Raw genomic sequence first — 14,271 nt, 5'->3', positions numbered from 1 at the left:
CTCGTCCTCTTCGCCCGCTTTGCCTCGTTACCGTCCGGCAAGGACGGGCAAGGGCTTCTGTCTTCCGACAAGGACTTCGCATGACTGCCACGTCCACGCCACCGTCGACGTCCACGCCGTACGCCGAGCTCAAAGCACCGACCGCGGCCCGCCGGCTGCTCACGGCGCCGACCACCGGCCCCCTGGCCGCCCTCCTCCTGGCCTGTGCCTTCTTCTCCTTCTCGACCGACCAGTTCCTCACGGGCGGCAACTTCTCGCTGATCGTGCAGCAGGTCATGGTCGTCGGCACCCTCGCCATCGGACAGACCCTGATCATCCTCACGGCGGGCATCGACCTGTCGTGCGGTGCCGTGATGGCGTTCGGCAGCATCGTGATCGCAAAGATGGCCGCCGAGGGATCCGTGCCCCCGCTCGTCGCCATCGCCCTGGGCCTGGTCGTCTGCGGCGGCTTCGGGCTGCTCAACGGGCTGCTCGTGCAGAAGATCCCGCTGCCGCCGTTCATCGTGACCCTCGGCATGCTCAACGTGGCCTTCGCGCTGACCCACATCTACTCCGAGGAGCAGACCGTCAGCAGCCTGCCCGGCCCGCTGACGGCCCTCGGCCAGACCTTCCCGCTCGGTCACACCGACATCACCTACGGCTCCCTGGTCACCATCGCCCTGTTCCTCCTCCTCGCCTACGCGCTGAGCAGCACCGGCTGGGGACGGCACGTCTACGCGCTGGGCAACAGCCAGGAAGCCGCACGCCTGAACGGCATCCGCACCTCCCGGCTGACCATCGGCGTCTACACCACGGCCGGCCTCCTCTACGGCGTCGCCGCCCTGCTGCTGATCTCCCGCACCGGAGTCGGCGACCCGCAGGCGGGCCAGACCGACAACCTCGACAGCATCACCGCCGTGGTCCTCGGCGGCACCAGCCTCTTCGGCGGGCGCGGATCGGTCCTGGGCACCTTCATCGGCGTGCTCATCGTCGGCGTCTTCCGCAACGGCCTGCAGCTGATGGGTGTCGCCTCGATCTACCAGACCCTGATCACCGGAATCCTGGTGATCCTCGCGGTGACCGTCGACCAGATCTCCCGGAAGAAGGCCCGATGACCGCCACCTCCTCCCCCACGCCCGTGCTGCAGGCCCGCGGTCTGGTCAAGCGCTACGGCCACGTCACCGCCATCGACGGTGCCGACTTCGACCTGATGCCCGGCGAGGTCCTCGCCGTCATCGGCGACAACGGAGCCGGCAAGACCAGCCTGATCAAGGCCCTCACCGGCGCGGTGGTCCCCGACGAGGGCGAGATACGGCTCAACGGCGAACCGATCCAGTTCTCCGGCCCGCAAAGCGCCCGCGCCCACGGCATCGAGACGGTCTATCAGGACCTCGCCGTAGCCGCCTCCATGGACATCGCGTCCAACATGTTCCTCGGACGCGAGCTCCGCCGCCCCGGCGTCCTCGGCAGTGTCTTCCGCATGTTGGACAAGAAGCGCATGCGTCAGGAGGCCGCCGAGCACATGGCCGACCTGAAGATCGGGCTGCGTTCGCTGACGCAGTCGGTCGAGACCCTCTCCGGCGGACAGCGGCAGGCCGTAGCGGTCGCCCGTTCCGTCGCCTGGGCCCGCAGCGTCGTCGTCATGGACGAACCGACCGCCGCCCTCGGCGTAAAGGAATCCGGTCAGGTCCTGGACCTCATCCGCCGCGTCCGGGACAAGGGCATGCCGGTGGTCCTGATCAGCCACAACATGCCGCACGTCTTCGAGATCGCCGACCGGATCCACGTCCACCGGCTGGGCCGGCGTGCCGCCGTGATCAAGCCGTCCGACTACTCCATGGCGGAGGTCGTCGCCATCATGACCGGCGCGCTCACCGTCGACGAGGCCGGCGGTACTGTCGTAGCGGATTCCGAGGCGGCGAAGGCCGCGGGAGTCCAAGCCGGTTGACGGCACGACCCCGAAACACTCCCAGGTTCCGGCCGGGGCCGCGGCCGGAACCGACAAGCACAGGAGACTGTTTACTCCATGGCAGCGAACCGCCGCCCCACCCTGGCAGACGTCGCCCGCGAAGTGGGCGTCAGCGCCAAAACGGTCTCCCGCGTCCTCAACGAGGACGGTCCGGCCTCGGCGCAGACGAGGGAACAGGTGCTCGCCGCCGTGGCCAAGCTCGGCTTCCAGCCGAACCTCATGGCCCGCAACATCCGCGTCGGCGGGCCCGACACCACCATCGGCCTGGTCGTCCCCGACCTCGGCAACCCCTTCTTCGGAGCCGTGGCCAGAAGCATCGAGGACACCGTCCGCGACCGCGGCCTGACGCTGCTCATGGGATCCTCCGCGGACGATCCCGGCCGCGAACGCGCGCTGACGGACACTTTCCTCGCCCGCCGCATCAGCATCCTGATGGTCGTGCCGTCCGTCGGCGCCGACCACTCCCGTCTGAAGACCCATCGCGCCGCAGGCCTGCCCATCGTCTTCCTCGACCGTCCGGGAGTGGGCCTGGCCACGGACAGCGTCGTCAGCTCCAACCGCACGGGCGCGCACGACGGCGTCGCCCACCTGATCGCCCACGGACACCGGCGCATCGGCTTCGTCGGCGACCTCCCCACCAAGCTCTACACGCGCCGCGAGCGCCTGGCCGGATACCGCGCCGCCCTGCAGGAAGAGGGCCTGCCGCAGGACCGCTCCCTGGTCACCAACGCCCATGACCAGCACGGGGCTTCGGCCGCCACGTCGCAGCTTCTGGGGCTGGCGGATCCCCCCACCGCCCTGTTCGCGGGCAACAACATCGTCGCGTTGGGCATAGTCACCGAACTCGCCCGCAGCGACCGCAAGGACGTCGCGGTCGTCGCCTTCGACGACGTGGCGCTCGCCGAGGCACTCGAACCGGCCCTGACCGTCGTCGCCCAGGACCCCGAGGAGATCGGCAGGACGGCGGCGACCACCGCCCTGGCCCGCCTGGACGGCGACCGCTCCCGCACCCGCACCGTCACCGTCCCCACCCGGCTGATCGTGCGGGGCTCGGGCGAGCGCCCTGCTCCGGTGTGGCAGGAAGCCTGATCCGGCCTTCCTCCGTGGAACGCCGAAGGACGTCAGCTCCGGGCCGGCGTGAGTACCACGAAGTCCGCCTTCGACGGATCGAGGCAGACAGCCAGCCGGCCCACGCCCTCCGCGTCCTCCGGTCCCATCTGCACACTGCCGCCGTTCTCGGTGACCTTGGCGACCGCGGCGTCGCAGTCGGCGACGGCGAAGACCGGGTGCCAGTACGGCCGCCCGTTCGTCAGGGAGAGATCCTCCTTGCGGAGCTCCATGAGGCCGCCCTGCATACGCTCCTCGGGAAGCCCGGCGGGGGTGATGAGGATGTATGTGCCCCCGCCGCCCGGCAGGTCCATGTCGGTGAACTGCCAGCCGAAGACATCGCCGTAGAACTCCCTCGCGCCCGCGGCGTCGCTGGTGTACAGCTCGGTCCAGGACAGCGAACCAGGCTCGTCCGCCAGCTCGAAGCCCGCATCCTGCCCAGGCTGCCAGACGGCGAACTGGCCCCCTGCCGGGTCGTTGTACTGCGCCATCCGGCCCCATTCGCCGAGGTCTCTCGGCGCCACCCGCACCGTGCCGCCCGCGCGCTCCACGGCCTCGGTCGTGGCGTCGGCGTCGGTGACGGTGTAGTAGATCATCCAGGCCGAGCGCGCGCCCTCCTCGGTGAGCTTGCCGAGCCCGCCGACGATCTTGCCGTCCTTCCGGAACATCCCGCCGTCCATGCCCTCGCCCATGGACTCGTACTCCCAGCCCAGTACCGCGGCGTAGAAGGCCGCGGCGGCCTGGACGTCAGGGGCTCCGAGGTCGAGCCAACAGGGGGTGCCGGGGGTGAGGTCAGTGGTGATCACGACGATGCCCTTTCGCAGATCCTGTGTCCGAGATCAGCTCTGTGTGACATCAGCGTGACACCCGGCACTGACAATCGCGCGTCGGCCGGTGCGCGGTCAGGCTCCGTTCGTGCCGGTGCGGTGCGGGAGGCGGCCGGAGAAGCGGTGGTACGCGGCGCCGAGTACCGCCGCCTGGAAAAGGGCGCCGATGGCGACGCCGGCCCACGGGAGCGGGCCCGGCAGGGCCAGGAACAGCCAGGAGGTCGGGGCCGTGACCACGAAGGCCCACACCCCGGCGAGGCTCGCGTCCTGATGCTCCACGAACAGCCAGTCCGCCCCCACCCAGCCCAGGACGGCGGCCACCACCACGAGGTAGCCCAGCGCCGCCGGGTTGAGCAGGTAGTGGCGCACCGTCGCGGGAAGGGAACGCTGCGAGCCGTTCATGTCGGGCCTCCTGAGATCGTTTACCGGTTTCCCACGATCCCGCGAGGCGGCCCCGGCGGCCTGAGTAGCCGTACTCAAGTCCGCACGCACGGCTACCCAGGCGGGGCTACATTCGTGCTGTGAGCCATCCCGGTGTCCAGCAGTCGGTCCTCCAGGCCATCGGCGACACCCCCCTGGTGCGGCTGCGTGACGTCGTCCCGGACGGTGCCGCGCAGGTGCTGGTCAAGCTGGAGGGCGGCAACCCGTCCGGCAGCTACAAGGACCGGATGGCGCTGGCCATCGTCGAGGGCGCGGAGCGCCGCGGTGCCCTGCGGCCCGGGCAGCGCGTGGTGGAGTACACCGGCGGCAGTACGGGATCCTCGCTCGCCTTCGTCTGCGGGGTGAAGGGGTACCCCCTGTCGCTCGTGTCGTCGGACGCGTTCGCTCCCGAGAAGCTGCGGACCATGCGGGCGTTCGGTGCCGAGGTGATCGTGGTGCCCAGTGAGGGTGGCCGGATCACGCCCGAGCTGTTCGTGCGCATGCGCGCGGAAGTGGACCGGATCGTGGAGCGTGAGGGGGCCTACTGGACCGACCAGTTCCACAACACCGACGCGCTCACCGGCTACGAGGAGTTGGGCCGGGAGATCCTGCGGCAGACGCAGAGCAGCGGTGTGACCGTGGACGTCTTCTGCGCGGGCGTCGGCACCGCCGGGATGCTCGCCGGTGTCTCCGGGGCACTGCGCCGGGCCGGTAGTGGTGAGCGTGTCGTCGCTCTCGAGCCGGCCTCCTCGCCCATGCTGACCACCGGCACGGCCGGCCCGCACCGCGTCGAGGGCCTCGCCACGGGGGTGGTCCCGCCGCTGCTCACGGCGGAGGCGTACGACGAGGCCCGAACCGTCGATGAGACCGAGGCCCGGCGCATGGCGCTGCACCTGGCCCGGCGCGAGGGAGTCCTCACCGGCACGTCCGGTGCCCTCAACATCGTCGGCGCGGTCCGGCTGGCCGGCGAGATCGGCGAAGGGCACACGGTCGTGACGGTCGCCCCGGACACCGGGCTCAAGTACCTCACGGGTGATCTGTTCGAGAGCTGAAGCCGTCGCTCGGGGAGGGGCGGCCACCGACGGACGCGGTCGTTCTCAGGGGCGCCGCCGCAGGGGGCATGCCCAACAGGGCGCGGGTCGCCGCGTGTTGGGGTGCGGCGAAAAGGTCGGTGGTGGGGCCGGACTCCACGGCGCGGCCGGCGTGCAGGACGGTGACGGTGTCGGTGCGGTCGGCGATGAGGGGGAGGTCGTGGCTGATGAGGACGAGGGTGGTGCCGCGCCGCTCACGCAGGTCGGTGAGGAGGTCCATGAGGGACCGGCCCGTCTCGGGGTCGAGGGCGGATGTGATCTCGTCACAGATGAGGACGTCGGGCTCGGCGGCCAGCGCTCGTGCGACGGCGACCCGCTGGCGCTGTCCGCCGGACAGCTCGTGCGGGTAGCGGTCGGCGAACTCGGGCGGCAGACCCACCTGTTCGAGGAGGTCGGCGACCCGGTCTCGGACCTCCGCGGAGGCGCAACGGCGGTGCAGGCGCAGCGGTCGGCCCACGGCGGCGCCGACCGTCCGGCTGGGGTTCAGCGCGCCGAGCGGGTTCTGCGTGACGAGTTGCAGCCCGCGCCGCTGCTCACGGGTGCGGCCGCGCAGGCCGGTGCTGAGGGCGGTGCCGGCCAGGTGAACCGTGCCGGAGGTGCCGCGTTGCAGTCCTACGACGGTACGGACGAGGGTGGTCTTGCCGGACCCGGAGACCCCGACGATACCGACCGCGGAACCCGCGGCGACGGTGAGACCGACGCCGGTGAGGGCGGGGGTGCCGCGGAACGTGACGTGCAGGTCCCGGACCTCGAGGATCGGTGAACTGGCCTTGGGCGCCGCGGGGTTGGTCGCCAACGCTGTGGGCGCGGTGCGCGGTGCGGGCGCACCGCGGCCCGTCGACGCCGTCAGACCAGTCGGCTCTGTCGGACCAGTCAGCGCCGTCATCCCCGTAGCCCCCGACAGTCCAGCCGGCGACAGCCCGCCCGGGCCCGACAGCTCAGTCGGCGACAGCCCGCCCGGGCCCGTCAGACCAGTCGACCCGGTCGGCCCATCCGGTCCCGCCGGACCACTCGACCCGGTCGGCCCACTCGACCCCGCCGACCCAACCGGCCCCGCCAGACCACTCGCCCCTGTCGGCCCAGCCAGCCTCGATGGCTCCGCCGCGCGCGCTCCCCCCACGCCCCCGGTCCCGAGTTCCACCACCTCGTCCGCCACCCGCTCGACCACCACCGGGTCGTGGCAGGAGAAGGCGACGGCGAGGTGGTGTTCGCGGGCGAGGTGGCGGAGCAGCTCTGCTATCTCGTCGCGGAGTTCGGGGTGCAGGCCGGCGGTCGGTTCGTCGAGGAGGAGGACATCGGGGCGGCGGGCCAGCGCTCGGGCGAGGGCGACGCGGCGTTGCTGGCCGCCGGAGAGGGCGCCGGGGCGGCGGGCGGCGAGTCCGCCGTCGGCCGGGAGGCGGACCTCGGAGAGGAGCGCGGCGACGGCCTGCGGACTGCGGTCGGCGGAGAGTTCGCGGACGAGGCTGCGGACCCGCATCCGGGGGTTGAGGCCGGAGCCGGGGTCCTGTCCGACGTAGGCGAGGCGGGTGCCGCGCAGGGTGCGCAGGTCGCCCTCGGTGAGGGCGAAGACATCGTGGCCCAGGACGTCGACGTGGCCCGCGGTGCGGCTCGTGCCGGGCGGCAGGAGGCCGGTCACGGCACGCAGCAGTGTCGTCTTGCCGGCGCCGGAGGGCCCGGTCAGGGCGACCAGTCGGCCCGGGCGGACCGTCAGGGAGGCGTCCCGCAGCAGGAACCGGCCGTCGGGCACGGTCACCGCGAGGCCCGTGACCCGTACGGCGGGTGTGTCGCTCGGCGGGCCCTCGGGCTTCGCGTACCGGTCACGCACATGGCTCACAGGACGGTCACCGCCTTCCGGCCGGTCTGGGGGGCGAGGGCGGCGGCCGCGAGGTTGACGCTCAGGGCGAGCAGACCGATGGCGATGCTGGGGGCGACGACCGACCAGGGGTTGAGGAGGATTCCGGGAGAGTTCTCGCGGATCATCAACGCCCAGTCGGCGGCGGGGGGTTGGGGACCGACCTGGAGGAATCCGGCGGTGGCGACGAGGTACACGGCGGCGACGAAGCGCAAGCCGAACAGGGCGAGCAGGGTGGCGCGCACGTTGGGCAGGATCTCGCGGACGACCAGGTACCAGAGGCGTTCGCCGCCGGCGGCCGCCGCTTCGACGTACCCCGCCTCGGCGACGGGGGCCGCCGCGCTCGCCGCGAGCCGGACCGCGTACGGCACTCCGAGGACGACGGCGGCGGCGATGACGGCGAGTCGGCCGCCGCCGGGCCAGGAGAGGGTGACCAGCAGGATCCCGAGGACGGCGGGGAGCAGCATCAGCACGTCGGCGGTCCGTTCCACGATCCGTCCGACGAGCGGCCGTACGGCGCCGATCGCGCCGAGGATCGCGGCCGTTGCCGTGACGAGCACCGCGACGAGCAACGAGGACAGCACGAGTTCGCGCCCGCCGGCCAGCAGCCGGCTGAGCACGTCCCGGCCGAGTTGGTCGCCGCCGAGCAGGGCACCGTCGGTCCCGGCCTCCGCGTACGGCGCGGCCACCGGGACGTCCACGGCGTGCGGCGCGATCCAGGGGCCGACCAGGGCGAGGCCGGTCAGGAGCAGGGCGGGCAGGACGCGCAGGACGACGCCCGCGCGGGCCCGTGACCGGCCGCCGGGGCGGTCGGTGGGGAGGTCGCGCGGAGTGACGCCCCCGCGGGCGGTCTTCTCGCTCATCGTCGGCCTCCGGTCACCGTGTCGCGTACGAGGTCGGCCAGGAGCAGCACGCCGGTGATGACCGCGCCGGACAGCGCCGTGACCCCGGCGATGACCGGGCTGTCGCGGTCGGTGACGGCCGAGGCGAGGACCGTACCGATGCCGGGGTAGTTGAAGATGGTCTCCACGACGACCGCGCCGCCCAGCAGCATGCCGGTCGAGGTGGCCAGGCCCGCGGCGACGGCGGGCAGGGCGCCGGGCAGCACGTGGTGGGTGAGGACGCGGCGGGGCGGGAGTCCGTCGAGGACGGCGGTCTCGACGTGCGGGGCGCGGGCCTCGTCGGCGAGGGCGGCCCGTACGATCCGGGTGTTCCAGCCGACCTGCGGGACGGTCAGGGCGAGGACGGGCAGCACGAGCATGTCCCAGGAGGCCGGAGAGCCGTCGGCGTCGGTCAGGGTGACCGCGGGCAGCCAGCCGGTCCACAGCGACAGCACCAGGACCAGGGCCACCGCGACGACGAACTCCGGCAGGGCGAGGATCGCGGTCGCCGTTCCCGACACGGCCCGGTCCAGGCGTCCGCCGGGCCTCAGGGCGGCCCAGCAGCCCAGGCAGAGGGACAGGACGGCGGTGAGCAGCAGGGCGATGCCGCCGAGCAGCAGGGTGTTGGGGAACGCGGTGGAGAGCAGGTCGGTGACCTTCTCGCCGCGCGCCGAGGTGCCGAGGTCACCCGTGGGCAGGCCGGTCATCCAGTCCCAGAAGCGTTCCAGGACCGGGCGGTTCAGCCCGAGCAGCTCTCGGCGTGCCGCGAGGTCGGCCGCGCTCTCGCCGCGTTCGGAGGTCGCCTTGGCGGCGTCGCCCGGAAGCAGTTCGACGGTGACGAAGACCAGCGCGAGCAGCAGCGCCAGGAAGGCGACCCGCTTGGCCAGCGTGGTGCCGACGCGGGCCAGGAGCAGGGCGGGGCCGCGGCCCGGCCTCCTCTCCGCGGGGAGCGGGGAGGAGGCCGGGGCGGCGGTGTCGGGTGTCAACTGGCCAGCCATGCGCCTTCGAGCTGGACCCTTCCGTATCCGGGCAGCGTCGGCAGTCCGCGCACCTTGGCACCTGCGAGGTCGATGCCGTCGGCCATGCCCCACAGGAGGTAGCCGGAGCTGTCGTACTCGATCTGCTGGAGTTGCTTGAGGAGTTGGGTGCGCTCGGTGGCCTCGGCGGTGCCGATGGCCTTCTGGTAGGCCGCGTCGAACTCCTTGGACTTCCAGCCGGCCTCGTTCTGGCCGCTCTCGGAGACCATGGTCTTGCTGGCGAAGAAGACCACGGAGTCGTTGGTGCCCCAGTAGGTGGTGTAGAGGTCGCCCTTGAGCCAGGTCTTGTCCCAGAAGACGGCCGACTCCTGCTTGACGACCTTCACCTTCACACCGGCCTCGCGGACCTGGGTGGCGAAGAGGGTGGCCGACTCGGCGAGGCCGGATATGTCCTCGGTGGTGAAGAGTTCGTAGGTCTTGGAGGTGTCGAAGCCGGCTTCCTTCAGCAGCTTCTTGGCCTGCGCGAGGTCGCGGGTGCGCTGCGGGATGCCCTTGTCGTAGGCGGGGTCGCCGGTGCCGAGGATGTCGTTGGCGACGGTGCCGTAGCCGGAGAGGACCTGGTCGACCATGGCCTTGCGGTCGACGGCGAGGCGGAGCGCCTCACGCACCTTCGGGTCGGCGAAGGGGCCGTCGGTGGTGCGCATGACGATCGGCATCGCCATGTCGTTGGGGCGGCGGACCGTCGACACGTCCTTGCGAGCCTTGGCCGTTCGGGCAGCGACGGCGCCGACGTTGGAGGCGAGGTCGATCTGGCCGGCCAGCAGCGCGTTGGCCATGGCCTGCGGGCTCTCGAAGATCTTCACCTCGATGGCGTCGAGGTACACCTCGCCGCCGTACCAGCCGTCGTTGCGGACCAGGCGGGCGTTGCCGGAGCGGAACCAGTCGAGCTTGAAGGGGCCGGTGCCGGGGGCCTTCGCGATGTCCTTGTCGGTGGTGCCGTCGGGGACGACGAAGGTGGTCAGGCGGGTGAGCAGGGGCAGTTCGGCGTTGGCGTAGTCGGAGACCAGGACGACGGTGTCGGTGCCCTCGGCGGTGATGTTCTTCGCCTGGATGCCGGGCAGCCGGGAGGCGCCGGACGGGGTGGCCCGCAGGCGCTTGAGGGAGAAGACGACGTCCTTGGCGGTCACCGGGGAGCCGTCGTGGAACTTCGCGCCCGGGGCGATCTTGAATTTCCAGGTCTTCAGGTCCGCGGAGGGCTGCCAACCGGCCGCGAGCCGGGGCTCGGTGTTCGGCTTGGTGCCGGGCACGGTGAGCGTGTCGTACACCAGGCTGATGATGAGGTAGTCGCTCTCGTTGGCCTGGGAGCCGTGCGGGTCGCGGGTGATGGCGCCCGGCCTGCCGAGGGCGCCGACGCGCAGGGTGCCGCCCTTGCGGGGCTTTTCGGAGCCGCCGGTGGCGGACCCGGCCGGCTCGGCGTCATCGCCGCCGCCACATGCGGCCAGCAGGGCGGTCGCGCCCACGGCGCCACCAGCCCACAGGAGTTGACGTCTGGTCAGGTCCACTTCGTCCTCGATTTCACACGTGGCTCGATTGCTTAGGTTTGCCTACCCTGATTCATACCCGGTGCACAAGGGGGTACGCAGCGTGATCTAGATCAAACTTAGGTAAGCCTTGCCTACCATCTGTGAAATGGCTATGTTTCCGTCCGGCCCATGCGGCTTCCTTCGACGGAAGCCCACCGCCCGCACCCCCACCCGCACCGGAACGGACGGTTCACCATGCCGACGGCAGCCATGCCTGTACGTCAGCTTCACCCGCAGGCCGTGACCGAACTGCACAGCACGGCCCGTACTCTGCTCGACGCCTTCGACGGCGTCTCCACCCACGCGGGACTGCTCGCCCAAGTCCCCTCCGCCGCAGCCGCGTTGAGCGATGAAGTCCGCCACGCCTGCCGCCCCGTCGACACCGCCGACGGCCTCTTCGTCCTGCGTGGCCTGCCGGTCGACGACGAGGCGATCGGCCCCACCCCGGACCACTGGTCGACCGCCGGGAACGCCGGCGCACTCCACGACGTGGTCCTGCTCCTGCTCTCCACGGTGATGGGCACGCCGCTCGCCTGGGAGGGACAGCAGGACGGCCGGTTCGTGCACAACATCGTGCCCTCGCCCGGGCACGAGGAGGAACAGACCGGCGCCAGCAGCAGCGTGCTGCTCAGCCCCCACACCGAGGACGCCTTCCACCCGGGCCGCGCCCATCTGCTGGTCCTGGGCTGTCTGCGCAACCCGGACGCCGTCGCCACCACAGCCGCCAGCGTCCGGCAGATCCAACTAGACACCGACGACCTGGAGTTGCTGGGCCGCCCCGTGCTGCCGATCCTGCCCGACGACGCCTACGCCGAGGCACAGGGCTACGAGGGCACCCCGCCGCCCGTGCCGACCGTGTGGCAGTCACCGGACGGACCGACACTGCGCTTCGACCCCGCCTACACCCCGCTGGAGGAGGCGCCCGAGGAGCACCGCGCGGCCTACGGCCGGCTCGAGGCCGAACTCTCCCGGGTCTCCGTGGCGGTGGCCCTGACCCCGGGTGACGTCCTGGTCGTCGACAACGACCTCGTCGTCCACGGACGGGTTCCCTTCAAGGCCCGCTACGACGGCACTGACCGCTGGCTGAAACGTTCCTCCGTGCGGGTGCCCGGCCGCCGCAGCCGCCCGCAGGCCGAGCGGTTCGAGCACGGCTACGGCCAGGCGGCCGTCGAGGCGTTCGCATGACCCACAACGACAGGACGGGGAGCACCATGGCGACCGACGACACGACCCTGCGCATCCTCAGCACCAGTGACGTGGCAGGTATCGACATCACGCTGTCCGACGTCGTCTCCGTGGTGGAGCAGGCGTACCGCACCCTGGCCGAGGGCAGGTCGGACAACCCCCGCAAGCTCACCGTCAAGCCGCAGGACGGCCACTCCGTCGCGTACGCGATGCTCGGCCGCGACGGGGTGCGGGGCGTGGTCGCGGTGAAGACGTCGTACAAGTACGGGCTGCACGAGGACCGCGACAAGCAGCACTACTACACGACGCTGACCCTGTACGACGACGAGACCGGGCTGCCGGTCGCGATGCTGGACTGCGGCCGCGTCGGCGCGCTGCGCACCCCGGCGGTCTCGGCGCTGCTGGCCCGTGAGCTGGCCGCACCGGGCAGTAGCAGTGCACTTGTCATAGGCACCGGCACCCAGGGGCGGCTCGCGCTGCCGTTCCTGCTGACCACGCTGCCGGACCTGGAGCGGCTGATGCTGTTCGGCACGCATCCGGACGGCATACGGGCGGTCCGCGAGCAGTTGCACGCCCACTTCCCCGAGCGTGAGCTGGAGATCGTCACCGACCTGCGCGCGGCGGCCGGGGACGCGGACGTCGTCCTCGCCACCGCCGGCCCCAACACCCCGGCCTCCGTGGACGCGGAGTGGCTCAAGCCCGCCGCGTTGTCCGTTCTCATCGGCTACGGCATCGCTCCCTCGACCCTGCACCGGGCCGACCGCGTGATCGCCACCAGCGCCGCCCAGATGCGCGTCACCGGCACCGACATGGCCGGCACGGACGGGCAACTGCGGGACGTGCACGCCGAGTTCCCCGACGTGCTGGCCGGACGCGCCGCCGGGCGCACCGACGCGGGGCAGCGGATCTTCGCGTACAACAGCGGGCTGGTCGTCACCGACATCGCGCTCGGCCACCGGTTCGCCCAACTCGCCCTCGCGCAGGGGCTGGGCACGGCGGTCCCGTTGTGGAAGTGACGACGGCACTCCCCTCGCACACCACGCCCGAGGTGCGCTCGCTCCTCGGCGAGGCGCTGCCGCACGAGCTGAGTCATGGGCTCGGCGGCCCGTACCACGTGCTGTTCCCGGGGCGCTTCGACGCCAACGCGGCCGCGTTCCGTGAGGTGTTCACCGAGACCGGCGTCGACGGCCGGGTGTACTTCGCGAAAAAGGCCAACAAGGCGGCCGTCTACGCCGAACGGGCCGCCGTGGCGGGCCTGGGCGTGGACGTGGCGAGCCATGGGGAGCTGCGCGAGGCCCTGGCAGCCGGGGTGCGCGGTGAGGACCTGGTGGTGACCGGTCCCGCCAAGGGCGACGATCTGCTGCGCGTCGCCGTGCTCCAGGGCGCGCTGATCGCGGTGGACGCGCTCGACGAGCTGGACCGCCTGCTCGTCCTGACGGCGGAACTCGACCGTACGGCACGGGTGTTGCTACGCCGCCTGCCTCCGGAGCAGCCTCACAGCCGCTTCGGTCTGGATGACGCCGAGTTGCGCGGTGCCCTGCGACGATGCGCCGACGGGCGGGTCGACATGGAGGGCTTCAGCTTCCACCTCTCGGGCTACGACACCCGCCAACGTGCCCAGCTGGCAGCGGAGTTGATCCGCCTCTGCGCGGACGCCCGCACGCTCGGCCTGCGCGCCGACCGGATCAGCATCGGCGGCGGCTTCGCCGTCGACTACGTCGACGCCGAGCACTGGCGGCGGTTCGAGGAGAGCAGGCGCCCCGAGCACTTCCACGCGGGCAAGTCCTTCGGGGGCTTCTACCCGTACCACTCCCCCGTCGCGGGCGCCGACGCCCTGCGTACGATCCTGGCGGCCACCCCGGCCGGTGAGAACACGGACCTCGCCGGGCTGCTGCGAGCGGCCGGTGTCGCACTGCTCGTCGAGCCGGGCCGGGCACTGCTGGACCAGGCCGGGTTCACGGTGTTCCGGGTGCAGGGCGTGAAGGAGCGCGACGGGTACGCGATCCTCACCGTGGACGGCAGCAGCCTCAGCCTGTCCGAGCAGTGGTTCGACAGCGAGTTCCTGCCGGACCCGGTGCTCGTGCCGGCCGGGTTCGGTCCGGTCGCCGACGCGGGCCCTTACCCGGCGTGCGTGGGCGCGGCCACCTGCCTGGAGTCGGACCTGCTGACCTGGCGCAAGATCCCCTTCCCTGTCCGGCCGGCCGTCGGTGACCTGCTGGTGTACCTCAACACCGCGGGCTACCAGATGGACTCCAACGAGTCGCCGTTCCACGAGCTCCCGCTGCCACCGAAGGTCGTCGTGGAGCCCTCGATCTCAGCCTCGGCCTCGTCCTGGTCATCTTCGTCCGCCTTCCGCTGGCGCCTCGACCGCCGCCCCGCCTGAACCTCCCTGGAGCCCCC

13 protein-coding genes are annotated in these 14,271 nt (G+C 71.7%); 7 read left to right on the top strand and 6 right to left on the bottom strand.

What is annotated here, in order from left to right; genetic code table 11:
- The first annotated feature begins 80 nt into the window (after positions 1–80).
- The 3 genes from AC067M_RS34015 (at position 81) to AC067M_RS34005 (ending at position 3,037) form a co-directional block, all read left to right on the top strand.
- The gene (locus AC067M_RS34015) at positions 81–1,094 is read left to right on the top strand and encodes an ABC transporter permease (protein ID WP_478700879.1); all 1,014 of its coding nucleotides are present in this window, start codon (positions 81–83) and stop codon (positions 1,092–1,094) included.
- Complete coding sequence (locus AC067M_RS34010) at positions 1,091–1,927, top strand: ATP-binding cassette domain-containing protein (RefSeq protein WP_393629677.1); 837 nt, start codon at positions 1,091–1,093, stop codon at positions 1,925–1,927. Before AC067M_RS34015 ends, AC067M_RS34010 begins: the two co-directional genes overlap by 4 nt.
- Before the next feature lie 78 nt (positions 1,928–2,005).
- Positions 2,006–3,037, top strand: coding sequence for a LacI family DNA-binding transcriptional regulator (locus AC067M_RS34005; RefSeq protein ID WP_478700878.1), 1,032 nt, complete (start codon positions 2,006–2,008; stop codon positions 3,035–3,037).
- A 32-nt stretch (positions 3,038–3,069) separates the two neighbouring features.
- On the opposite strand, the gene AC067M_RS34000 is transcribed toward AC067M_RS34005, so the two are convergent.
- Both AC067M_RS34000 and AC067M_RS33995 read right to left on the bottom strand, forming a co-directional pair.
- Positions 3,070–3,861 carry a VOC family protein gene (locus tag AC067M_RS34000; protein ID WP_478700877.1) on the bottom strand — a complete coding sequence of 264 codons (792 nt, stop codon included), beginning with the start codon at positions 3,859–3,861 and terminating at the stop codon, positions 3,070–3,072.
- Positions 3,862–3,957: 96 nt separating this feature from the next.
- Positions 3,958–4,284: an SCO4225 family membrane protein gene (locus AC067M_RS33995; protein ID WP_478700876.1), complete on the bottom strand. Its 327-nt coding sequence runs from the start codon at positions 4,282–4,284 to the stop codon at positions 3,958–3,960.
- 119 nt (positions 4,285–4,403) lie between these two features.
- On the opposite strand from AC067M_RS33995, the gene AC067M_RS33990 reads away from it, so the two are divergent.
- Positions 4,404–5,354 carry a PLP-dependent cysteine synthase family protein gene (locus tag AC067M_RS33990; RefSeq protein ID WP_478700875.1) on the top strand — a complete coding sequence of 317 codons (951 nt, stop codon included), beginning with the start codon at positions 4,404–4,406 and terminating at the stop codon, positions 5,352–5,354.
- Here AC067M_RS33990 and AC067M_RS33985 read toward each other — a convergent pair.
- From AC067M_RS33985 to AC067M_RS33970, 4 genes are read right to left on the bottom strand one after another with little or no spacing between them, the layout of a single operon-like run.
- Positions 5,329–7,227 carry an ABC transporter ATP-binding protein gene (locus tag AC067M_RS33985; RefSeq protein ID WP_478700874.1) on the bottom strand — a complete coding sequence of 633 codons (1,899 nt, stop codon included), beginning with the start codon at positions 7,225–7,227 and terminating at the stop codon, positions 5,329–5,331. The two genes, AC067M_RS33990 and AC067M_RS33985, sit on opposite strands and share 26 nt — an antisense overlap.
- Positions 7,224–8,108, bottom strand: coding sequence for an ABC transporter permease (locus AC067M_RS33980; RefSeq protein WP_478700873.1), 885 nt, complete (start codon positions 8,106–8,108; stop codon positions 7,224–7,226). Before AC067M_RS33980 ends, AC067M_RS33985 begins: the two co-directional genes overlap by 4 nt.
- Positions 8,105–9,124, bottom strand: a complete 1,020-nt coding sequence (locus AC067M_RS33975) for an ABC transporter permease (RefSeq protein WP_478700872.1) — start codon at positions 9,122–9,124, stop codon at positions 8,105–8,107. The genes AC067M_RS33980 and AC067M_RS33975 overlap by 4 nt, the downstream gene beginning before the upstream one ends.
- Complete coding sequence (locus AC067M_RS33970) at positions 9,109–10,665, bottom strand: ABC transporter substrate-binding protein (protein WP_478700871.1); 1,557 nt, start codon at positions 10,663–10,665, stop codon at positions 9,109–9,111. Before AC067M_RS33970 ends, AC067M_RS33975 begins: the two co-directional genes overlap by 16 nt.
- Positions 10,666–10,926: 261 nt before the next feature.
- On the opposite strand from AC067M_RS33970, the gene AC067M_RS33965 reads away from it, so the two are divergent.
- From AC067M_RS33965 to AC067M_RS33955, 3 genes are read left to right on the top strand one after another with little or no spacing between them, the layout of a single operon-like run.
- Positions 10,927–11,871 carry a TauD/TfdA family dioxygenase gene (locus AC067M_RS33965; protein ID WP_478700870.1) on the top strand — a complete coding sequence of 315 codons (945 nt, stop codon included), beginning with the start codon at positions 10,927–10,929 and terminating at the stop codon, positions 11,869–11,871.
- Entirely contained in the window at positions 11,868–12,887 is a 1,020-nt protein-coding gene (locus AC067M_RS33960; RefSeq protein ID WP_478700869.1) for an ornithine cyclodeaminase family protein, read from the top strand. Before AC067M_RS33965 ends, AC067M_RS33960 begins: the two co-directional genes overlap by 4 nt.
- Positions 12,884–14,254: a type III PLP-dependent enzyme domain-containing protein gene (locus AC067M_RS33955; protein WP_478700868.1), complete on the top strand. Its 1,371-nt coding sequence runs from the start codon at positions 12,884–12,886 to the stop codon at positions 14,252–14,254. The genes AC067M_RS33960 and AC067M_RS33955 overlap by 4 nt, the downstream gene beginning before the upstream one ends.
- Positions 14,255–14,271: the final 17 nt, after the last annotated feature.

The organism is Streptomyces sp. NPDC043427 (assembly GCF_056436655.1).
This window is presented reverse-complemented; position numbering and strand designations above follow the sequence as displayed.